We start from the raw sequence: 22,324 nt of genomic DNA, 5'->3' as shown, positions 1-22,324 counted from the left end.
CCTTAATTTTTATGAATTTTTACTTCAGCGTTCATTCCTGGAACAACATTTTTAGATGGTTTTGAATCTAGTGAAATTTTCACTGGTACCACTTGTGATACTTTTGTATAGTTGCCATCACTGTTTGATGAAGGCATCATTGAAAAGCTTGAAGCAGTTGCTTTGCCTACTTCTTCTACTTTACCTTTTAATTCAGCGTCTTCACCATCTAATTTAACATTTACATCTTTACCTTCCTCAACGTCTGCAATATCTTTTTCATCCACGTTAGCAGTTATATAAGAATCATCTAAATTATAAGCATAAGCGATTGGTGTGCCAGCTTGAGCCATTGAACCTTCCATGCCATCAACTTTTACAATTGTGCCATCTTTAGGCATTTTAATACTCATATCTTGAGATTGACCGCCTTCACCTTTAGCAGCAATCTCTGCAACTTTGTCACCTTTGCTTAATTTTTCATTATTTTTGACATCAAGCGATTTGATTTCGCCAGAAGCTGGAGCTGATATTTTAATTTGTTCTCCATCCACTTTAGCATTATCCGTACTTACAAAAGATGTTGCTTGATTATAAAAATGGAATCCTACGACACCAATAATTACAAGTACAACAATGGTAATGACATTGATTAATACCATTTTCTTCATGATACTTTCCTCCTATTTGCATTTAAAATTCACCTTGTATATTATAAAGAGATGAAATTTAAAAGTATACCGACACTTAAATAAAATGTGTTGGGTACGTTATTTATGTTCTATGAAGGAGTTATTATGAAACAAAATGCTAAACGTAAAATCATCCATAATATGATTGCATTACTAGAGCTACATCCGTTTGAAAATATAACTATCAAAATGTTATGTGCATATAGTGATATAAATAGGACAACTTTTTATGATTACTTCGTAGATAAATATGATCTTTTAGCTACAATACAGTCACACCATATTCAGAAATATAAAAAACTATTAGAAAATCTATATAAAAGTTCAGAAGAGATTGCAGATAATTATTCGAAACTATATCAGTTTTTCAAAATCATTTTACGCTATATTAAACGCCATTATGGCTATTTCCATGCTATTTTAGTCACATATCCTAATCGAGACTTGTTTTTTGAATATATGCATGCCACGCGTGATACCTATATTAAAATTTTGGATGACTATACCAGTGTTATAAATAAAAAACAATTTGTAATTTACGCACTAGGTGGCCAAATGGGTCTTGTTTATACTTGGATTAAAGAAGGATGCAATCAACCGATAAATGATTTAGCTCAAATTTTATTAGCTAATACAATTAAGTTGAATCGTTCAGTCATTTCCTAATAAATGATCTAATTAAAAAGACTACTAAATTTCTACAAAATAATAGAAGTTTAATAGTCTTAGATTATTTCTAATTCAAATATATAGAACAGCTTGATACCTACCATGCAACATCATGTCAATGCTATACTTCACCTTGGTTTAGCAAAATTCTAGCCTTCGCCACTTCGAATCATTCCTGCAAAATAAATTAGCTTGGGATAAAAATCTAATTTGTTTAAAATGACATTATTGCTACATCCATGAATGTAAGCGCATGTTTAAATCAACTTAAAGTACTTGACTTGAAACACATGCACCAGCTACTTACCAAAATACTAAAAAGATTTTATTTCATCCTCTCTTAGGCTCACTTGCTTGTTCTAAATACAAAATAACTCATCACTTGCAACACTATGAGTAATATACCTGCAATTAGGATAATTGTGACATAAGGTACATAATTTTCTTCTCCCATTAAACCTACGAGAGGTGAAATCACCCCACCTAATAAGTATTGGATAAGTCCAAGTAAACTTGATGCGCTTCCATTACCCCCAGTACGTTCATCCATTGCTATAGAAAATCCCAGTGTTGCTACACCAGTAACCGGTGCAACAAGAATAATAAAACCAAAGCATAAAATCCATATTGACAAGTGATTTACTAAAGTAAACGTTACACTCAGAATTCCTACTAATTGAATCAATGTCAAAATTCGTAATAACATTTGCCTATTTATAAAATCAACCAACTTACCAGTCAACTGACTTGAAACAATCAGACTTATACCAACAACTGCAAACATAATACTAAATTGCTGTGGAGACATACCATAAATATGTTGAGTAATAAATGGAGAAGCTGAAATATAACTAAACAATATGATAAACGTAACCCCTTGAATCAACATTGGTAATACAAAACGTGGTGCTTCTAATAATTGTAAGAAATTCTTAAAAATACTTCCCATATGAGGGCTATCCCTATGTTCAATTGATAATGATTCTTCCACTTTAAACATTGTTCCAAAAAACATGAGCATGCCAAATATGGTAAGTACGACAAACACCATATGCCAAGTTGAAAATGATAAGATCACACCACCTAAAGCGGGTGCTAATACAGGTGCGACGCCATTGACTAACATGAGTAAAGCTAAAAATTTCGTTAATTGTTTACCACTGTATAAATCGCTTGATATTGCTCTAGAAATAACTGCGCCTGCGCCTCCACAAAAACCTTGCACAAATCTTAAAATGATCATCCACCAAATATTGTTTACAAAAATAATTCCTAAACTTGCTAATGTAAATAACAACATCGCAATCATAAGTGGTTGTTTACGTCCGATGGAATCAGAAATAGGACCAGTAAATAAATTCCCAATAGCTAAGCCAATCATAAATAAAGATAAAGTTAATTGTGCATTTGAAGTTGTCGTATTAAAATCAGTCTGAATTTGAGGTAAACCAGGTAAAAACATATCTATAGATAAAGCACCAATTGCAGTTAATGCACCTAGAATTAAAATAAAAATAAGTGATTGCTTTTGTTGTTGATTGTCTGACATCTTATAACTCCTTCAAATATTACTTAAAATACTCAATTCGACGATAACTACATTTAATTATGTATTTCTTACTGACTTATTACAATATTATGAATAAGCATTATTACCATTATAGCTTTAGCTCAAAAACAAAGAAAGCGTCAATTTCTACTAACTGTTATAGAAATTGACGCTTATACATGAGTCAGAATGAGTTTATTCTCAAATTGCTCTATTTTTCTACTACTACATTTATCAAAGTGATATTGACAAGCATTTCACTACATTACTATTCCGAATATTTCACTACCTTGAGATTACTGGCATCATCATCGCCTTCAAGTTGATAGTTCACTTCGCCATACTGTCCGTCTTCTTTGACGGTTTGAGCAGTAATATAAAATGTTTCACCTTGTCTCACAATTTCAGTGATTTGTGGCTGTGGTAAATAAAAAATAGCATTTTCTTTCACTTGATTTTTTGTAGACTTGTAGTTATTGCTATTCTTTTTCAGATAAGATGAAACTAAATTAAAGTTACTTTGGCTATGCGCGTTATTCATTGCAGCAGTATAATTACCGAAAAAACGAACCACCTTATTTCTGAAACTATTTTCTTCTTTTTCTTTTTTATCAACATAATCTTGAATTTCATCACCATCAAAATTCAATGTTACATATGTTTTATCTTTCAAGTTATCCGTTTTAACAGTCGTTTCAGCTGATTTAAATGTCTTTTTCTTCGCTTCACCTTCGGCAGAAACTGTTAATTCTTGTGTTTTTGGATATGGTCCTATTTCTTTATTATTATTATAGTCATATGTTTTATCATTTACTTTCACTTTAACCGTATCTTTATCAATTTCTGATGCGCCTTTTAAATCTAAGACAATATAAGCTTCATTAAAATCTTCTGAAACGTCAACTGTTTCATGATTACTATTATTAAAATTAAATTTGAGTTCACCACTAAACTGTCCGTTAGCCATTTCCTTTTTAGACTCGATAACGTAATCACCTGGTATGAATTCACCAAGTACCGTCGTCTTATTCTTCTGTGCGTGAACAGTTCTTTGCTTATCATTTGCTTTAAATTTATATGTTGCATCGTACTTAGGCTTTACAATCGCTTCTTTCGTAGGTGCTGTAAAACTCATGTTATCAAATATCAAATAACGTCGCCCATTTTTACTGATACGCAAAACTTTTTCACCATTTTTGGCTGTTACAAAGTCTTCCTCACTCGTCTCATTATTATTTAAAGAAGCTATTTTTTGTTTAATATCTTTTGTATATTGTTTCATGCCAACTTCTTTTTTTATATATTTAATATAAGCTTTAGCCTCATTTTCATCCACACTATTATTTTGTGTGCTTAATAAGGTTGATAATTTTTGAGTATCATTATTATCTACAGCATTAATTAATATTTCCGATTGTGCTTCCGGAGAATTAAAATTTTTCAATAAGATAAATATAATCACCAGTAGAATAATGATAAAAGCTGCAATACCCCAGGGAATAATTTTCCTTGCTTTGTTATTAACAGTTTTTTTGTTTTCTTTTGAAGTTCGAGTCATTTTTTCGTTACTTGTCGACTCTATACGATAGCCACAATGACTACATCTTCGTTGTCCTATCCTTATATTTCCCCCACATTTAGGGCACTTTTGCATTTTATCACCACGCTCAGTCCTTATTTTTTACATTATCCCGTTATTTTAACATAATATATTTATAAACTATATGGCTTTATCAAGCCATTTCCACCAATTTTTTGTAGCTTTTTAATTAAGTGAAATTTATTTTTACGCTACCTTATTTCTATTATATGTATATAAATCAGTAAAAGATATACATCATTAGTCCAATGTCTTCTTATATCTTCTATGATTTTTTCTTTCATCTTATATAGCTTAAGCTTTTAATTATGCACTTCAAATGAATCATTTTAACTTGGGTACGTCATTCCGGTTGTTGAAGCATGATTTTAATTAAATGTATTTAGCTTTGCTTTTAAATACTTTCATTGCTTATACTATTAAATACTGTGCTTCAAATTGAAATTTTTTAATCTTTGGTCAATAATTTCTAAAACATAACGTGCTTGTTCGATTTGTTCATCAGACAAGTCGTGTAAAATATCACTGACAATCGTATTGATAATTTCCTTACTTTGTTTATTAAATTGTTTGCCTCTTTCTGTTAATTTAATATATTTTAATCTTTGATCTGTATTTTCTTCTGCTTTCTCCCATTGAACTACTTCTGCTTGTATTAATTTTTTGATTCTCCGGCTAACGGCAGCTTTATTTACGCCTTGTCTTTCAGTTATTTCAGTTAGCGTCATGGTTTTTTCGTTTTCTAACATTAATATAACATTGGCCTGCTCTTTTGATACGTTATAGTCTTCTCTTAATTCTTTTAACAATTTAGCTAACAAAGTATTCACATCATTTATAAATTCACCCATAAAATCAATATGACTACTTAAATTTTTAACCATAACTTCTCGCACCTCTACTATTCTAGCTCACATAAGTAAACGTTATTTTTTTTATATTATGTTTATAATATCAATATTCGAGATGGTATAAAAGCAGAAATTTGTATTCACTGCGTTTTTTAATTGTTAAATCTAGCAAAATTACAAAATACAATACCATTAAAATTTGATTAATTTTAATAATTGCTCTACATTTAAAATATTATAAACTTTCGGGGTGAACCATGTATACGTTGTCTTTAATTATAAGTTTAATTATTTTATGTGGTTTTATTGCTATGATTAAAAATTTCAAATTCACTACTAATTTAACTTTTTTTGTAATTCAAATTATTTTAGGTTACTTTGTAATCATCTTACATGTAGGTAAGTCATCTTTGCCTATGCCACTCATATTCACTATGTTTGTTGGCGTGTTGTTAATACACATCAAACATCATCATTTATTTAAACATAGATTAAGCGCACTTTTTTTGCACCGTTTGTATGCTATTGCATATAGAGTATTACTATTTATGATTGCTTGTTCTTATATTAGTCTAATACCTGTAGGTATCAATGTGATTTTTTATTGGTTAGCTGCTATTGCATTTAGTGCATGTTTCACCTTCATTTGTTATGCGCTTTGCACATCTGCATTTTCAAATGTTACATACAAAGAAGACTTTGATGTCATATTGGTGTTAGGCGCAGGTATTTTTACTGATCAAGTAACACCTATGCTAGCTAAAAGATTAAACAAAGCTATAGCATTACACCATTTAAATCCAAATGCTCGACTCATTGTAAGTGGTGGACAAGGTCCTGACGAACCAATTTCAGAGGCCTTGGCTATGTATCGATACTTAGTCCAAAGAAATATTAATCCTTCAATGATAGTACTTGAAGACCAGTCTACGAGCACTTTAGAAAACCTTAAATATACAAAAGTGCTCATTCAACAATTATATAGATATGAACCAAGTATCCTATGTGTCACAAGTCAATTTCATATTATGCGCGCTTTAAGGTTTGGACAAAAATTAAACCTCAACTTAAAAGGTGTCGGCAGTCATACACCTTATCATTTCTTTGAAATTGCATTAATTAGGGATTTTTTAGCAATCATGTACCAATATAAGCTTTTACTAACTTGTTACTTTGTAGTGTTATTTTGGGCAAGTATGATGGCGTTGTGGCATATTCCATCCATTTAAAGCCACTATACACAAAATAAATTGTGCATCCTTTTTACAATAGAACATAGTGTTTTCTTCATAGAAAAAGAGTGGGACAGAAGTCTAATTTTATTAAAAGATTTCTGTCCCACTCCATTGATTTAGGAATCATAATTATATTACGGTTCATTTAATTATACTATTGATCAACGATGACACCATCATCTAATTCGATGACTCTATCAGCATAATCAAATAGTCTTTTATCGTGCGTTATCATAATACCAATCATATTTTTACTTTGAATTTGATTTTTAATCATATCTATTACTTCTGTGGCACGTTCAGCGTCTAAACTTGCAGTTGGTTCGTCAGCTAAGATTATTTTCGGATGATTCATCAATGATCTCATGATGGCAACACGTTGCTTTTGTCCGCCTGAAAGTGTGTGTGGAAATACGTTGAGCTGTTCTGCTAAACCGATTTGTGTTAATAGTTTTTCTGATCTATCAGTGGCTTCTTTTTTAGACATACCTGCTTCTTTACCTATTGTTGTTAACTGATCTTTAACTTTTAAATAAGGTACTAAGTGTGAAGATTGAAATATAAATCCAATTTCATTTAGTCTTAGCTCAGAAGCTTTTTTATCACTATCATATAAATGCTCACCATTATATAATATTTCACCACTACTTTGTGACAATAGCCCACCTAAAATAGTTAAAAGCGTTGTTTTACCTGAGCCTGAAGCACCGTTTAAAATTACAAATTCTCCTTCATTCACTTCAAAATTAATCCCTTTTAAAACTTTAGTTTCAGAAGAACCTTTCCCAAAGGATTTTTTTATATCTTTAACTTGTAAACTCATTATTCTCCACCTCCAATAGCTTCAATAGGGTCTACTTTAAATAATTTAATAAATGATAGTGCTGCGCCAACAATTGCAACAACGATGAAAATGCCTACGACTAATAATATATTCGCAACAGTTACGTGGAAAGGCATAGAAATTGGCATTATTAATGATAAACCACTAATTAATGCAACAGCAATTATCACTGCAACCATTGTAGTTATTAATATTTGTAATACTAAAGCACTTAGTAAATGTCTTGTCTTGATACCAATTGCTTTTAAAATACCGATTTCTGGAATTTTTTGTATCGTCATAACATAGAAGAATGCACTGAGAACTATAGCAGAAATGACAAACAAGCTAACTATCATCATATTAAGTGGTGCTTGTTCTGCTTGATAACTCGGTATTTCGCTTGTGATATCGTCTTCTGTAAATACATCGATACCATTAATATCTTCTAATTTATTTATCTGTTTTTGTGACATATCTTGAATTGGATAAACGGTACTTACATTTTTATTCAATTTATCAAATCCACTATTATTCATCATAACCACTGAACTATGAGAATACATTGTGTCATCCAAAATACCTGATACTTTTAACGTTTCACCGTCTTTAATTTTAATGTTGTCTCCAACATCTACCCCACTTGCAGTTAATTTACTATTAATTGCAACTTCATTGTCTTTTTTAGGATAATGTCCTTCTGACAATTCTGGTTTTTCATTTTTCACTGTATTCGTCATAACAACATCTTCTTCATCTTTATCAATTTTCAAAGTTTGAGATGCTATTTTTAAAGGTGACTGTCCACTAATATCTTCAATTTTCTCTTGCTGTTCTGGTTTAATAATTGATTTTTCGATTTGTGGTGTTTTGTTATTTTGCATCACATATTTTTCTGACTTCATATTATCTAACATAGAAATATTTTCTCTTGCTAAACCTTGTGCCAACCCACTAATAAATAAAACCATAACACCTAATAACAATATAATTAACATGATTAATATATAACGAAATTTATAATATTTTATCTCTTGCCATGCCAATTTCATAGTGTTTCACTCCCTTTCAAGAACTTATATTTAAAGTTTAAGGTCTTTATATGAACTCAATATGAACTATGATTAACTTTTTAAATTATTTCCTATTTGTTAAGTTAAATTTTTCCATATATAATGTCTGTAAAATGATTAAGGAGATTTTGAGCATGACAACTTGTTTAATTGTCGATGATGACAGTAAAATTTTAGAATATGTTTCAAATTATATTTCACGAGAAGGACTAGATGTTGTGACACAATCAAGTGCTGAAAACGCACTGTCGTATTTAGATACACATCAGGTTGATATTGCTATCGTCGATGTAATGATGCCTGGCATGAGTGGTTTTGAACTATGTAAAGTTTTAAAAGAAGATTTTGAAATGCCTGTCATTATGTTAACAGCAAGAGACGCACTTAGTGATAAGGAACAAGCCTATTTAACTGGTACAGACGATTATGTTACTAAGCCATTTGAAGTAAAAGAGCTTATCTTTAGAATAAAAGCAGTATTAAAACGGTATAATATAAATGCTAATAATGAATTGAAAGTTGGAAATCTCACGCTCAATCAAGCTTATTTAGAACTTCAATCTTCTACTAAATCAATGAACTTACCAAATAAAGAGTTTCAACTCTTATTCTTACTTGCTTCACATCCAAAACAAGTATTTAACCGTGACGATTTGATTGAAAAAATTTGGGGCTTTGACTATGAAGGTGATGAACGGACTGTTGACGTACACATTAAGCGTTTGAGAAAGCGATTGTCAAAGTTAGGAGCTACGATTACGATTCATACAGTACGTGGCTTAGGATACAAGGTTGATGACAATGTTTAAATCACTATATTCACGTATTGCTATTTATACTGTCGTCATTTTACTATCGAGTGCATTGCTTAGTTTTCTATTAACTAACATTATTTATCACAATCATTTAAAAGAGAATAATGATGCAAAAATAATGAGAACATTAAAAGATGCTATTTCCTATGAAAAAGAATCTAAGATACAAATGCCAAAACCCTTTTTCAAACATCTTGGACAAATGAATTATCAAGTGATGACCGTCTCAGAAAATGGCAAAAAGGCTTATTATGGCACTGCATTTAGAAAAGATAATGTTGACTCTGAAAACATTAAATCTGTGTTAAATGGCCATGATTATCATGGGATAAGAAATTTGCCCTACAACCCTTTTATCACTGGATTTTTTGAAAATACTACTCAAAATACTGTGGGTGTGCAATTTCAATCCAATGGTCAAAATTATGCTGTTTTTATGAGACCAGACATCGGAAAAACTTTTAGTGAATTTAGAATTTTCTTAGTCATATTAATTACACTCTTATTAGTCATCTCAATCATTTGGGTTATTTCTTCAACTTATATGATTATTAAACCGATACAACAGTTAAAACAAGCGACTGAAAGGTTAATGGAAGGCAATTTTGATGTACCGATAGACATTAAACGTAATGATGAATTTGGCACATTACAATATCGATTTGATAAAATGAGACTCTCTTTAAAACAAGTCGATGACATGAGACAGCACTTTGTTCAAAATGTTTCACATGAGATCAAAACACCATTAACACATATTCATCATTTACTTGATCAATTAAAATTCGCTAAAGACGCAACAGCTCGTGAACAATATATCGATGAAATATACCAAATTACAACACAGCTCAGTGAATTAACCAAAGAACTTTTATTATTATCAGAAATTGATAATGGCGAACATCTAGAATTAACTGACAACATCGAACTTAATAAACTGATTAAACAGATTATACGCCATGAACAATTTGCGACGAATCAAAAAGATTTAATCATTATGTCTGATTTAGCTAATGTATCTATAATTGGGAATGAGCGCTTACTAAATCAAGCTTTTCAAAACTTAATAACGAACGCGATCAAATATTCTGAACAAGGGGGTACAATTGATATTACACTCACACATGATACCGATCAAATTCATTTTAATATCACTGATGATGGTCAAGGCATGACACCAGAAACCCAATCTCGTCTATTTGAGCGTTTCTATAAAGCAAGCAATCATGATAATAGCAATGGCTTAGGCTTAGCTATTGCGAAAGCAATTTTTGAATTACACAATGGTACAATTGAAGTAGCAAGTACGAAATATGAAGGTACGACATTCACTGTTACCATCCATAAATAATAATGTAACAAGTGAGTTGATACCTATGAATTTTATGAGTTAAAGCTCATAACAGGCTACAATATTTTCTAGCAAACATAGACAATTAAAACCTTGAGATTTTAAATACAAAAAAGCGCTAATCCTTTGTGGATTAGCGCTCTTACTTTGACTATGGCTATTTATCTCCCAAGCTTCTCATTTGTTAAAATGAGTGTACTATATCTATTAATTAATCTTTAAGTTTTTAGTTATTTCTTTATTAATTTGAGTGTATAGAGCTTCATTTTCCGATAATTTCATACCGAATGAAGGCACTATTTCTTTAACTTTTTCTTCCCAATTGTTAAATTCTTGTTTATAACAACGTTGAAGTACATCTAACATGATGTCAACAGCAGTTGAAGCACCTGGAGAGGCACCTAACAATGCTGCTAAAGAACCATCTTCGGAAGTAATGACTTCTGTACCAAATTGTAACGTGCCTTTTCCTTTATCTGTATCTTTAATGACTTGTACACGTTGTCCAGCAACCACAATTTCCCAGTTTTCGCTTTTTGCATTTGGCACAAATTGACGTAAATCTTCCATTCTCTCTTCATTTGATAATGTGAGTTGAGAAATTAAATATTTAGTTAAGTTCATTTCTTTAATTCCTGCCGATAGCATTGTAATAAGGTTGTTTGGTTTCACTGATTTTATTAAATCCATATTTGAACCAGTCTTTAAAAATTTAGGTGAAAAACCAGCAAATGGCCCAAACAATAATGTACGTTTGCCATCAATATAGCGTGTATCTAAATGTGGTACTGACATTGGCGGCGCACCAACAGCTGCTTTTCCATAAACTTTAGCAAGATGTTTTGATGTGATAGCCTCATCTCTACATACTAAGAACAGACCACTTACTGGGAATCCACCAATATGTTTAGATTCCTTGATACCTGTTTTTTGTAATAAAGGTAAACTAGCACCACCGGCACCAATAAACACAAAATCACTTTCCACTATTGTCACTTCATCCGTTTTCAAATCTTTCACTTTAACTTCCCAAGTGCCATCCTTACGTTGACTTAGGTTTTCTACTTCATGTTCGTAATTAAGTTCTACATGTTTATCTTCTAAATTTGAAAATAATTTTTTTGTTAACGCACTAAAATTCACATCTGTCCCCGTTTTATCATATGTAATAGCCATTGGTATATTGGATGTACGCCCTTCCATAATCAACGGTGCCCATTCAGAAATTTGCGCTTTGTCATCTGTAATTTCCATATTACTAAATAAAATATTTTTATTTAATCTTTCTACACGTCTTCTTAAAAAATCTACATTGCGTACACCCTGTACAAAACTCATATGCGGCACAGGCTTAATAAAGGCTTCAGGTTTTGATAATTGACCTTGCTTAACAAGATAATTCCAAAATTGCTTTGTAATTTGAAACTGTTCATTAATTTTAACAGCTTTAGAAATATCGATTGATCCATCTTTGTTTTCGTTTGTATAATTTAATTCGCATAATGCAGAATGCCCTGTTCCTGCATTATTCCACGCATTTGAACTTTCTTCTGCTGGTGTAGATAATCTTTCAAACATTTTAATATCTTTCTCAGGTGCAAGTTCTTTTAATAACGTTCCTAGTGTTGCGCTCATGATACCGCCGCCAATTAATATGACATCTGTTTTGCTATGTTGTTTACTCATAACAAACACAGTCCCCCTTTTATATATGTTTATAGACACGTTATCTTTATCTAGGAAAATCACAGCCATGATAAAGCGTTTTCTATAGTGAATAATTTAAATCTTAATCTACTATAATTATACTAAATGTTAAAAAAATAGCAGAATCTTTTGTTACACTTCTAATTATATACGTTATTGTCCTATGAAAAAAGGGCTTTCAGTAATTCTACTCAAATTATGTTAATACCTGTTAACTATAATAGCTATGAGACGACTTAAATTGCAATTAACATTAGACACTTAAAATCAAATTACATTGTGTCACACATAACATTCATTACTTTATCACTCTCTTAAATTTCATGCTATAATAAATTTTAATTTAATTCTTATACTTTTGGAGGTATTCCAATGAAATCTATCACTTTTTTTACGCATAATGTTTATGCTATGGGTGGTACTGTTAAATCTATTTCTCAATTAGCTAATGTTTTAGCCGAAAAAGGTCATAAGGTTGAAATCATTTCCGTTTTCAAGGGGGCTTCTAAACCTTATTTCAAACTACATAAATCTATTAAAGTTCGTGCTTTAACAGACTATCAGTTACATTTTTTAAATTTTAAAGCTATATTTTTTAATAGAATCCGCAAATACACTCCGTTTTCTAGACCAAAATTAATTTCACAATATGAACCAGGTCTTTATCAGTTTTCACATTATATAGAAAAGAAAATGATTCAAGCAATACGCAATGTTTCCACTGATATGCTCATTGGTACACGTGCGAGTTTTAATATATTAATTGCTCACTATGGTCCACAAAATGTAGAGAAAATAGGTATGGAACATATGAATTTTGAAGCACATAACGATGCCCTACAACAAGAAATCTTAGATGCTTATCAATATTTAGACAAAATAACCACACTAACAGAAAGTGATAAAAGTAAATATGAATCTTTTGTTCAAACTCCTGTTTATGTCATACCCAACATTTTAAATGAGCCCCGTCTCTCAATATCAAAAGAAAAAATCATTACTGCCGCAGGACGACTAGAATACGAAAAAGGGTTCGACCTATTAATTCAAAGTATCATACCTATTCAACAAGAAGTCAGACGTTTTAAATATCAAATACACATCTATGGTGACGGAAAAGAGCATGAGCTTTTACAACAATTAGTCATAGAGCACCAACTAGCAGATATCGTAAAACTTTATGGTTCAACTCAGCAATTAAACGAAAAATTAGCTAAAAGTGATATTACAGTCGTCCCTTCTCGTAATGAAGGGTTCGGAATGGTAATTTTAGAAGCTATGAATCAAGGTAATGTCGTGGTTAGTTTTGATGGTAATGCAGGACCAGACGCTCTGATACAAAATAACGTCAATGGATACCTCGTATCGCATGGAAATGTAAAAGATCTTTCTAATAAACTACTCAGACTTATCAATCAGGAATTTAATAAACAATCCATCATAGAAAATGGGTATCAAACCGTCCAATTATTTTCATCAGATTCAGTCTACCATTACTTTCAAATGATGATTGCATCGAAATAAAAAAAGAAGCCAAACGGCTTCTTTTTTATTTCGATCTTTATATTTTATTACAATAAACCTAATCATCTGTAATATGCCATAATCACAGGCATCTTACTAACAACCATAACCACGATGATGCTTTAATGAATGATAAAGTTCAACATGAAAGTCCATAAACATATAAAGATAATAAATGCAAAACTATAGCGTAACGTCATTTTTAATAACTCTGATTCTTTACCTACTTGTTGTACAGATGCAGTTGCAATCGCAATGGATTGTGGTGAAATTAATTTCGCTGCTACACCACCTACTGTATTTGCAGATACAAGCAATGCACCGCTTGTACCAATATTATTAGCTACCGCTGACTGTATCGGAGCAAATAGTGTATTATTATTTGTCACAGAACCAGTTAAAAATACGCCAATCCAACCTAAGATAGGTGACAATAGCGGGAAGATTGATCCTGCTTTAGCAATACCTTCACCTAAAGCATTACTTAAACCTGCATAAGTCATCAATTTAGAAATAATTAAAATAATACAAATTGTAATAATAGGTAACCATAATTCTTTAAAAGTTAATTTTAATAAGCGTGTTGCATCAAGCATGTTCACTTGTTTTGACATTAATATAGTTATTAAAATTACTAATAAAATCGCTGTACCAGTTTGTCCAATGATATTGAGTGGTAATGTAATTGCTTTGTCAGCAATGTCACTATACGTACCTGGTAGTTGAATATTAAATACTAATGCGCTCAACGCACCATTAGGTGAGAACAACGCTTTAAATTGTGGTGCACTCCAAATCATAACTAATGCTGTTAAAATCACAAATGGACTCCATGCATATATTAAAGTTTTAAAATTATGTTTTACAATAGACTTAGGTTCTCCACTATCTTTCAACCTAAATATATTTTTAGGCTGATGTTTTTTAGAATATAAGGCTAACGCTAACATTGATACTAACGGTGGGATAATATCAGCTAGTTCTGGTCCAATAAACACCGTAATCAAAGCTTGTAATATCGTAAAAGTTCCACCAACAATAAGGATTGCTGGTAACGTTTCTTTAATACCTTTAAAACCATCAATAATCCATACTAATAAAAATGGGATAAACATATTCATAATCGATAAAGTTAAAGCAGACATTTGAGAAACCGCAAATCCTGTAACATCACTTGGTAAACCAAGTGTATCAATCACTGTTACAGGCAAGCCAATTGCTCCAAATGCACCAGCTGAAGCATTAGCAATTAAACATAACATTGCAGCTTCTAAAGGTTTAAAGCCTAATTGAGTTAATAACAAGGCACATATGGCAATCGGCACACCAAAACCTGCTGCACCTTCTAAAAATCCATTAAACGCAAAACCTATGAGCAATAATTGAATACGATGATCTTGCGATACACTAGCAATACTATCTTGAATCTTATCAAATTGCCCAGTTTCATTTGTAACCTTATATAACAGCACTGCCATAATCACAATATAACCAATTGGAATGATGCCTTGGAAAAATCCTTCAATTGATGCACCTGTTGCGATATTCATAGGCAATTTGAATATCGTTATTGCAAGTATCAATGTAACTACTAATGTCGTAATTGAAGCATATATCCCTTTCATTTTGAAAATGGTTAAGCATAATAAAAATAAAATGATAGGGATAGCGGCTACAATACTGGATAATAATACATTGTTAAAGGGGTTAATACTTTCTACAAACATTTATACTCACTTCCTATACTTAAATTAATTAATCATCTTCCGTTTGTGAATTATTTCACATAAATTATAACATCTACTTTAAGTAAAATACAATAATTTCCAAAAAATTAATAGCCTAAAATTAAAGTTTTTTATTTTTCTAATAAATTCCAATTGAATATACATCATCTCAAACGCAATTCTTCAATCCTAATATGAATATTGAAGTTTCTTTTATCTATGACGTATTAAATGATAAAATAAGGATAATAATATTTAAATCGAGGGATTATAAATGATAAAGCAAATAGAAGTTTCAACGTGGGACCTTTTCGTAAAGGACCTTGAGAAAGCTACAGCACAAGGATATACTCACTTTGTATATATAGATCAAAATAGTGAAATTTATCAATCGATGTTAGACGCAGTTACACTAAAACCGGTCACTATCGTTGCAGATTATACAATCAATCAACAATATTTAAATGATTGCCGATATTTTGGTAAACCCGAAATCACTTTTAATGATTGGATGGATAATCTAAATCATTTTCCAAATATTATTTTCCATATAGAAACCACTCAAAAAATAATAAACAATTATACCATTAATAATATATTTGACTTAGCATTATTATCACTATTGCAAGATGATGTAGCAACAGATAGCCATGTCGTTTTCAATTTCAAACATGCTTTTACAACCAGTAGTGCTATATGGGATTATATTCAAGCATTCACGCCATTAAACACTACTAAATTCAATTTAAACAAATTAGCCTTTGAACATAAACACTCGATACCATTTAAAAATAGTGAAACACTAGCGCCTAATCACGACGACATTCGATTTACAGATAAAGTGCTTAAAAATACTAAATTCAAACTTCCACATTGGATTTATACTTTAGTTCATCGTCATTACGAAAAAAAACATTATGAAAGCAGTTATATTTATAAGAAAGATAAATCGAAAGTTAAAAATCATATCGTCTTTTTAGGTTTTGATTATGGATTTCGAGGTAATTCTCGCTATTTATTTAATCATTTTGCAAAGTACTTTTCTAAATTACCTATATTTTTTATAACGAATGATGTAAATGGCCCTAATTTTATCGATCCAAATGACGCGAAATCAAAAAATCTAATAGAAACAGCAAGTGTGGTTATTTTAGAAAACGATATCCCTGATGATATCAAACCAAATGGTACAATTATACAACTATGGCATGGCACACCTATTAAAAAACTATTTTTAGATAGTCATGAACCTAATGAGAATCTCAATATCTATAATTATCGTGCACGCAAATATAATAAATGGTTGCAACAAGATTACTTCATCAGTGATTCCGGAGCCATTATGGAACATTTCAAGTCTGCGTTTCCCCAACAACACACACACTTATTAAATTGTGGGTATCCGAGAATTAGATATCTGTTAGATAAACAATCTGATCAACCATATATCTCATTTATAAAGAAAGAATTAAAACTAGATCCTCAAAAACAAACATTACTTTATGTTCCTACATGGAAAGCAGCAAATGAAGCAACCGATTTGTTACCAATGAGTGATGGCTTATTGAATAAATATAATGTTATCTTTAAAGGACATATCAACGATCAATCTAACTATATACCTGAAAATGCTATCATTGCGCCATCACATATTGAAGTTCAAGATTTATTGTTAGTATCAGATACAGTATTAACAGATTATTCTTCACTTATTTTTGATGCACTTACGATTGATAAAACTGTCTGCCAATATACGCCTGACCATGAAAAATATGTGAGTGAACGCGGTGTTTATGAAGATGTTATGCATTCTCTTTCTACAGTCAGATATAGTGATTCAAAAGCGCTCTTAAATGATTTAATCAGTCACCAAATGAAAGATATACATGTTAATCCGTTTATAAATAAAGACAACCATGCCTTTGAAACGATTTCACATATTATTCAAAAGTCGATTAATTCCAATAAATTAAACTAATCATCACATATACAACCAACAATTTGTTATTCTAATTTAAATTTCAAAGTTTTAAATTATGAATATTGGCTTTGGTGCTTTTATTTAAATATAAAATGCATTTAAAGGAATCATACTCGAACGATTCGCACATAAAGAAAATTTTACCAAAATAAAAAGTGGCAAGTTAGAAGTTAATGCTTTCTACTTGCCACTTTTTTATAATACGTATAAAAATCACGTTATTTTATGATGCTTTTATTGTTGGTAAGCTGGATCAACTACTCTAACAGTTCCTTGTTGGTCAACAGTTACAATTGAATAACTACCAGGTTGTGCTTGGTTTTGGAAGCTAAAGATATAGCTATAATTCCCTTCGCTTCCTTCAATAGCATAATCATTATAAGGATTTGATTGGCCATTTAACGCATTGACTTCAGCAGTTGCATTGTCTAAAGCGCTTTGGAAATTAGGCAATGACTGTAAAGCTGTTTGTGCGTCAGTGCTACCTGAAGTAATGTTTTGTGCGACTGGCACTGCATTTTGACCTTGATAAGGTGCCACATATTGAGAAGCACCACTGTTACCTGTGTTGCCCGCATTTGAATTACTTGCACTATTAGATGCTTGATCAGCATTACTATTTGCATTACTTGCTGTACTCTCATTGCTATCCGCATTGCTTGAATTGTTATCATTATTTGAATTATCGCTATTGCTATCACTGCCGTTGGAACCGTTAGTCGAACTATCATTGGCATTGTCACTGTTTCCAGAATTGCTGCTATCATCAGAGTTAGAACTAGAGTCTGAGTCAGAACTATTTTTATCAGCATCACTGTCTGATTTGTTGTCCGAATTACTATCTGAATCTTTATCGGAACTATCATTGTCCTTTTTGTCATCGCTCTTAGAATCTTTTGAGTCTTTTGATTTGTCATCGGAAGACTGTTTGTCTTTCGAACTATCGTCTTTACTACCGCCATTGTCATCACTACCATTAGAACAAGCAGCAAGTGCTAATGTAAGTGTAAGAAAACCTGCTAATAACTTCTTCATATAATAAGCCTCCTTAGTTGTGTCCTTCCCATTGCCTAATTTAAAATTATGTAATGTGTTTAACAATTAGGATAAATGAGAATTATTATGTTATTCACTATTATTATTAAAATAAACACCTTTTATCAAAACTTTTTTGAAATAAATATAATTTTTACAAAAACTTAAAAAATAGAAACTTTAATTTAATATCTAGCTTTTGCAATAGGAATACAATGCGCCAAGATAATTGAACAGATTACAGGATAAATGACTTTTTCAAAAGCTGCTATATGTTTTTTTCCATTATTAAATCTGTATCTACCACGTTACCAGTATGAAATTCATGGGAACCTGTTATACGTAGGCCTTGTTTTTTATAAAAGTTTAATGCTTTTTCATTATATTCCCATACACCTAACCAAATTTTTGTTTTATACAACTCGCGTGCTTTTTTAATTGCAAAATCAAAAACATTTTCCCCTTTTCCTCCACCTTGTGATTGAGGTAAAAAGTATATTCTTTGAATTTCTAAGTAGGATTCACCCATTGCCTCAGTTTGTGCATCGTCTATATTTAATTTAAAATAACCTACAATTTCATTATTGCTGAGATAAAAATATGTGAATGAATGTTTATTATTCAATTCGTCTTGTAACGTTTCCACATTATATGCCTGTTTAAAATAGGTTTCAAAATCTTCCTGTGTATATCCACCTTCTTTGAATGTATGTTTAAATGTTGTAATACAAATTTCTCTTAACCGATGTACTTCCGATTGTTTTACCAATTCAATATTATCTGTCATACTGCATCCCCCCTTTTTACCATCTTGTCAATTAGTATACTAAAATGTTAAATATGTTACTATACGACTTAATATATTTTTTTGACAACTTAAAGTATAGTCAAATGACATAAAGTTTACGATTGTTAAAATTAAAACGCTTACTTTTAAATCAGCGCTTTTACACTTATTGTGAAATTCACAATATCATGATAAAGTAGTTCTAGTTTTTTAATTGTTCATAAATATATATACATAAGGGAGTGCCATAAGGCAATGACGAAAACATTTAAAGCTTTTGTGGTCAATGAACAAGACGGCAAAGTAACAAGCGAATTTAAAGATATGACAATAGATGATCTTCCAGAAGGTGAAGTGTTGATTAAAACGAAATACTCTGGAATTAATTATAAAGATGCATTAGCTACATTAGACAATTCAAAAATTGTTAACAGTTATCCAATGGTGCCAGGCATCGATTTAGCAGGTGTGGTAGCTCACTCTGACACACATGCTTTTGAACCAGGAGATGAAGTCATCGTTACAGGGTACGGTTTAGGAACAGACCATTTCGGAGGTTTTAGTGAATATGTTCGCGTAAAAGAAGAATGGATTGTACCTTTACCTAAAGACCTCACACTTGAAGAAGCTATGATATATGGGACAGCAGGTTACACAGCTGGTTTAGCAATTGAAAAATTAGAGCATAATGGACTATCTGTAGAAAAAGATCAAGTGCTTGTAAGAGGTGCAACAGGTGGTGTAGGAACATTAGCGATTATGATGTTAAATGGCATTGGATATGATGTGATCGCTAGTACAGGTAAGACTGAAGCTACTGAAACACTTAAAACCATAGGTGCAAAAGATGTTATTTCTAGAATTGACAAAGAAGATAATAAACCTTTAGGTAAACGCACATGGCAAGCAGTCATCGATCCAGTTGGTGGTGACAGTTTTTCACAAATCATTAAGCAACTTAATTATAATGGTAGCGTTGCGCTCATTGGCATGACAGGAGGCGCTACATTCGATAGTTCAGTCTTTCCTTTCATATTAAGAGGTGTAAACGTTATAGGTATTGACTCTGTATATACAGAAATGAGACAACGGAAACATATTTGGCGTCGTCTATCAAAAGATTTAAAACCAGATCAATTACATGATATAAAACATAATATAAACTTTAAAGATATTAAAAACAGCATAGATGAAGTGCTTCAACATAATAATTCTGGTAGAATTGTTATCGAATTCGACGCATAAGATGATTTTGTAAAACTCCGCACATCAAACAAAAATTGATGTGCGGAGTTTTATTTGATATCAACTTATATAACTATACATTTTTATTTAAACTACAAAAATATTACAATTCATATAAATATATATCAATAGATAAATTTATTATACTTTAACATTTACAATTAAAATATGAAAGCGTATACTTATTATTATTGAATATTATCAGGAGGGTTAATATGGGAATCAAAGTGAATAAAAAGCTCATCTTTTTCCTTGGTGCATTGGGAGGATTACTCTATGGTTATGACATGGGGGTTATATCAGGTGCACTGTTATTTATAAAAGATGACATACCGTTAAATAGTTTTACTGAAGGACTTGTCGTTGCATCGATGTTAGTCGGCGCTATCTTCGGCTCCGGTGCGAGTGGACCTATGTCTGATAGATTAGGTCGTAGACGTGTTGTATTTATTATCGCTATTATTTATATTGTCGGTGCATTAATTTTAGCCTTAGCACCATCAATGCCAGTATTAGTAATTGGTAGACTTGTTATCGGATTAGCTGTCGGTGGCTCAACAGCAATCGTACCAGTATATTTATCTGAAATGGCACCTACCGAACAACGTGGTTCGTTAAGTTCCTTAAACCAATTAATGATTACAATTGGTATTTTATCTTCATATTTAATTAACTATGCTTTCACTCCAATCGAAGGATGGAGATGGATGCTCGGTTTAGCAGTATTACCTTCACTCATTCTATTAATCGGTGTAGCATTTATGCCTGAAAGCCCTAGATGGCTACTTGAACACAGAAGTGAAAAAGCTGCTCGTGACGTTATGAAATTAACATTTAAAGAAAGCGAAATTGATAAAGAAATTGCTGATATGAAAGAAATAAATGCTATTTCTGAAAGCACTTGGAATGTATTAAAATCACCTTGGTTAAGACCAACATTGATCATTGGTAGTGTATTTGCTTTATTACAACAAATTATAGGTATTAACGCTATTATTTATTACGCACCAACGATATTTAGTAAAGCTGGTCTTGGAAATGCAACTTCTATATTAGGCACAGTTGGTATTGGTACCGTAAACGTCCTTATTACGATTGTAGCAATTATGATTATTGATAAAATAGATCGTAAGCGATTATTAGTCATCGGTAATATTGGTATGGTAGCTTCACTATTAATCATGGCAATATTAGTTTGGACAGTTGGTATCCAATCTTCTGCATGGATTATGGTTGCTTGTCTAACGCTTTTCATCATCTTCTTTGGTTTTACTTGGGGACCAGTACTTTGGGTTATGTTACCAGAATTATTCCCAATGCGTGCACGTGGTGCTGCAACAGGAATCGCTGCTTTAGTACTATCTATTGGTAGTTTACTAGTTGCGCAATTATTCCCTATTTTGACTGATGTTTTATCAGTAGAACAAGTTTTCTTAATCTTTGCAGCTATCGGTGTCTGTGCTTTAATCTTTGTTATTAAATACTTACCAGAAACACGCGGACGTAGTTTAGAAGAAATAGAAGCTGATTTAAGATCTAGAACAAATGCAACTGATGTCAATGTTAAAGAATCCAAATAAACATTACATTGCTAAAACAAAATTAATGTGAGTTTTTAGGGTATAAAACCTATGCTCAAAATAAGAGAGCTAATCCGTTCTGAACTGCACCCTGTCAAGTA

General features: G+C 31.5%; 18 protein-coding genes. 8 read left to right on the top strand and 10 right to left on the bottom strand.

Annotation, left to right across the window (positions count from 1 at the left end):
- Positions 1 to 2 precede the first annotated feature (2 nt).
- Positions 3 to 650 (bottom strand): HlyD family secretion protein, encoded by a 648-nt coding sequence (locus tag KA833_RS06025; RefSeq protein WP_046208531.1) that lies wholly within the window; start codon positions 648 to 650, stop codon positions 3 to 5.
- 126 nt (positions 651 to 776) lie between these two features.
- On the opposite strand from KA833_RS06025, the gene KA833_RS06020 reads away from it, so the two are divergent.
- A complete protein-coding gene (locus KA833_RS06020; protein WP_210128601.1) occupies positions 777 to 1,337 on the top strand; it encodes a TetR/AcrR family transcriptional regulator in 561 nt (186 codons plus the stop codon).
- A gap of 349 nt (positions 1,338 to 1,686) precedes the next feature.
- On the opposite strand, the gene KA833_RS06015 is transcribed toward KA833_RS06020, so the two are convergent.
- From KA833_RS06015 to KA833_RS06005, 3 genes are all read right to left on the bottom strand, one after another.
- Positions 1,687 to 2,889, bottom strand: a complete 1,203-nt coding sequence (locus KA833_RS06015; RefSeq protein WP_070037513.1) for a putative multidrug effflux MFS transporter TcaB — start codon at positions 2,887 to 2,889, stop codon at positions 1,687 to 1,689.
- Positions 2,890 to 3,157: 268 nt separating this feature from the next.
- Positions 3,158 to 4,543 (bottom strand): membrane-associated protein TcaA, encoded by a 1,386-nt coding sequence (locus tag KA833_RS06010; protein WP_046208534.1) that lies wholly within the window; start codon positions 4,541 to 4,543, stop codon positions 3,158 to 3,160.
- A 365-nt stretch (positions 4,544 to 4,908) separates the two neighbouring features.
- Positions 4,909 to 5,373 (bottom strand): MarR family transcriptional regulator TcaR, encoded by a 465-nt coding sequence (locus KA833_RS06005; RefSeq protein WP_019468867.1) that lies wholly within the window; start codon positions 5,371 to 5,373, stop codon positions 4,909 to 4,911.
- Positions 5,374 to 5,597: 224 nt separating this feature from the next.
- Between KA833_RS06005 and KA833_RS06000 the strand changes: the two genes are divergently transcribed.
- The gene (locus KA833_RS06000; protein ID WP_210128600.1) at positions 5,598 to 6,569 is read left to right on the top strand and encodes a YdcF family protein; all 972 of its coding nucleotides are present in this window, start codon (positions 5,598 to 5,600) and stop codon (positions 6,567 to 6,569) included.
- A 160-nt stretch (positions 6,570 to 6,729) separates the two neighbouring features.
- Here KA833_RS06000 and KA833_RS05995 read toward each other — a convergent pair whose 3' ends face one another.
- Together KA833_RS05995 and KA833_RS05990 are read right to left on the bottom strand one after the other, a co-directional pair.
- Positions 6,730 to 7,398, bottom strand: a complete 669-nt coding sequence (locus tag KA833_RS05995; protein ID WP_073343985.1) for an ABC transporter ATP-binding protein — start codon at positions 7,396 to 7,398, stop codon at positions 6,730 to 6,732.
- On the bottom strand, positions 7,398 to 8,450 hold the full coding sequence (locus KA833_RS05990) for an ABC transporter permease (RefSeq protein WP_046208535.1): 1,053 nt from the start codon (positions 8,448 to 8,450) through the stop codon (positions 7,398 to 7,400). Before KA833_RS05990 ends, KA833_RS05995 begins: the two co-directional genes overlap by 1 nt.
- A 155-nt stretch (positions 8,451 to 8,605) precedes the next feature.
- On the opposite strand from KA833_RS05990, the gene KA833_RS05985 reads away from it, so the two are divergent.
- Together KA833_RS05985 and KA833_RS05980 are read left to right on the top strand one after the other, a co-directional pair.
- On the top strand, positions 8,606 to 9,280 hold the full coding sequence (locus KA833_RS05985; RefSeq protein ID WP_019468863.1) for a response regulator transcription factor: 675 nt from the start codon (positions 8,606 to 8,608) through the stop codon (positions 9,278 to 9,280).
- Positions 9,273 to 10,637, top strand: a complete 1,365-nt coding sequence (locus KA833_RS05980) for a sensor histidine kinase (protein ID WP_210128604.1) — start codon at positions 9,273 to 9,275, stop codon at positions 10,635 to 10,637. Before KA833_RS05985 ends, KA833_RS05980 begins: the two co-directional genes overlap by 8 nt.
- A 207-nt stretch (positions 10,638 to 10,844) precedes the next feature.
- On the opposite strand, the gene mqo is transcribed toward KA833_RS05980, so the two are convergent.
- Positions 10,845 to 12,323, bottom strand: a complete 1,479-nt coding sequence (gene mqo / locus KA833_RS05975) for a malate dehydrogenase (quinone) (RefSeq protein WP_046208536.1) — start codon at positions 12,321 to 12,323, stop codon at positions 10,845 to 10,847.
- A gap of 393 nt (positions 12,324 to 12,716) precedes the next feature.
- On the opposite strand from mqo, the gene KA833_RS05970 reads away from it, so the two are divergent.
- Entirely contained in the window at positions 12,717 to 13,868 is a 1,152-nt protein-coding gene (locus tag KA833_RS05970) for a glycosyltransferase family 4 protein (protein ID WP_210128599.1), read from the top strand.
- Between the two features lie 122 nt (positions 13,869 to 13,990).
- Here the strand turns inward: KA833_RS05970 and KA833_RS05965 are convergent, their stop codons facing one another.
- A complete protein-coding gene (locus tag KA833_RS05965) occupies positions 13,991 to 15,595 on the bottom strand; it encodes an L-lactate permease (RefSeq protein WP_019468859.1) in 1,605 nt (534 codons plus the stop codon).
- A 274-nt stretch (positions 15,596 to 15,869) separates the two neighbouring features.
- Here KA833_RS05965 and KA833_RS05960 point away from each other — a divergent pair, with 274 nt between their 5' ends.
- Positions 15,870 to 17,573: a CDP-glycerol glycerophosphotransferase family protein gene (locus KA833_RS05960; RefSeq protein ID WP_210128598.1), complete on the top strand. Its 1,704-nt coding sequence runs from the start codon at positions 15,870 to 15,872 to the stop codon at positions 17,571 to 17,573.
- Positions 17,574 to 17,810: 237 nt separating this feature from the next.
- Here KA833_RS05960 and KA833_RS05955 read toward each other — a convergent pair whose 3' ends face one another.
- Together KA833_RS05955 and KA833_RS05950 are read right to left on the bottom strand one after the other, a co-directional pair.
- A complete protein-coding gene (locus KA833_RS05955; protein WP_210128597.1) occupies positions 17,811 to 18,611 on the bottom strand; it encodes a hypothetical protein in 801 nt (266 codons plus the stop codon).
- Between the two features lie 268 nt (positions 18,612 to 18,879).
- On the bottom strand, positions 18,880 to 19,398 hold the full coding sequence (locus KA833_RS05950) for a GNAT family N-acetyltransferase (protein ID WP_210128596.1): 519 nt from the start codon (positions 19,396 to 19,398) through the stop codon (positions 18,880 to 18,882).
- Between the two features lie 255 nt (positions 19,399 to 19,653).
- Between KA833_RS05950 and KA833_RS05945 the strand changes: the two genes are divergently transcribed.
- Together KA833_RS05945 and glcP are read left to right on the top strand one after the other, a co-directional pair.
- The gene (locus KA833_RS05945) at positions 19,654 to 20,643 is read left to right on the top strand and encodes an acrylyl-CoA reductase family protein (RefSeq protein ID WP_046208541.1); all 990 of its coding nucleotides are present in this window, start codon (positions 19,654 to 19,656) and stop codon (positions 20,641 to 20,643) included.
- Positions 20,644 to 20,858: 215 nt separating this feature from the next.
- Positions 20,859 to 22,223: a glucose transporter GlcP gene (gene glcP, locus KA833_RS05940; protein WP_176745319.1), complete on the top strand. Its 1,365-nt coding sequence runs from the start codon at positions 20,859 to 20,861 to the stop codon at positions 22,221 to 22,223.
- Positions 22,224 to 22,324 lie beyond the last annotated feature (101 nt).

This window comes from Staphylococcus sp. GDY8P67P, assembly GCF_017892545.1.
GTDB lineage: Bacteria > Bacillota > Bacilli > Staphylococcales > Staphylococcaceae > Staphylococcus > Staphylococcus ureilyticus.
Note: the sequence above shows the minus strand (reverse complement) of the source record. Positions and strands in the feature narration are given on the sequence as shown.

Excerpts from the sequence above, each read along its gene's own strand:
- KA833_RS06015 (WP_070037513.1), bottom strand. The coding sequence starts at position 2,889 with ATGTCAGACAATCAACAACAAAAGCAATCACTTATTTTTATTTTAATT.
- KA833_RS06005 (WP_019468867.1), bottom strand. The coding sequence starts at position 5,373 with ATGGTTAAAAATTTAAGTAGTCATATTGATTTTATGGGTGAATTTATA.
- KA833_RS05995 (WP_073343985.1), bottom strand. The coding sequence starts at position 7,398 with ATGAGTTTACAAGTTAAAGATATAAAAAAATCCTTTGGGAAAGGTTCT.
- KA833_RS05955 (WP_210128597.1), bottom strand. The coding sequence starts at position 18,611 with ATGAAGAAGTTATTAGCAGGTTTTCTTACACTTACATTAGCACTTGCT.
- KA833_RS05980 (WP_210128604.1), top strand. The coding sequence starts at position 9,273 with ATGTTTAAATCACTATATTCACGTATTGCTATTTATACTGTCGTCATT.
- KA833_RS05950 (WP_210128596.1), bottom strand. The coding sequence starts at position 19,398 with ATGACAGATAATATTGAATTGGTAAAACAATCGGAAGTACATCGGTTA.
- KA833_RS06025 (WP_046208531.1), bottom strand. The coding sequence starts at position 650 with ATGAAGAAAATGGTATTAATCAATGTCATTACCATTGTTGTACTTGTA.
- KA833_RS06020 (WP_210128601.1), top strand. The coding sequence starts at position 777 with ATGAAACAAAATGCTAAACGTAAAATCATCCATAATATGATTGCATTA.
- KA833_RS05990 (WP_046208535.1), bottom strand. The coding sequence starts at position 8,450 with ATGAAATTGGCATGGCAAGAGATAAAATATTATAAATTTCGTTATATA.
- KA833_RS05985 (WP_019468863.1), top strand. The coding sequence starts at position 8,606 with ATGACAACTTGTTTAATTGTCGATGATGACAGTAAAATTTTAGAATAT.
- KA833_RS05945 (WP_046208541.1), top strand. The coding sequence starts at position 19,654 with ATGACGAAAACATTTAAAGCTTTTGTGGTCAATGAACAAGACGGCAAA.
- KA833_RS05965 (WP_019468859.1), bottom strand. The coding sequence starts at position 15,595 with ATGTTTGTAGAAAGTATTAACCCCTTTAACAATGTATTATTATCCAGT.
- KA833_RS06000 (WP_210128600.1), top strand. The coding sequence starts at position 5,598 with ATGTATACGTTGTCTTTAATTATAAGTTTAATTATTTTATGTGGTTTT.
- KA833_RS06010 (WP_046208534.1), bottom strand. The coding sequence starts at position 4,543 with ATGCAAAAGTGCCCTAAATGTGGGGGAAATATAAGGATAGGACAACGA.
- KA833_RS05970 (WP_210128599.1), top strand. The coding sequence starts at position 12,717 with ATGAAATCTATCACTTTTTTTACGCATAATGTTTATGCTATGGGTGGT.
- mqo (WP_046208536.1), bottom strand. The coding sequence starts at position 12,323 with ATGAGTAAACAACATAGCAAAACAGATGTCATATTAATTGGCGGCGGT.
- KA833_RS05960 (WP_210128598.1), top strand. The coding sequence starts at position 15,870 with ATGATAAAGCAAATAGAAGTTTCAACGTGGGACCTTTTCGTAAAGGAC.
- glcP (WP_176745319.1), top strand. The coding sequence starts at position 20,859 with ATGGGAATCAAAGTGAATAAAAAGCTCATCTTTTTCCTTGGTGCATTG.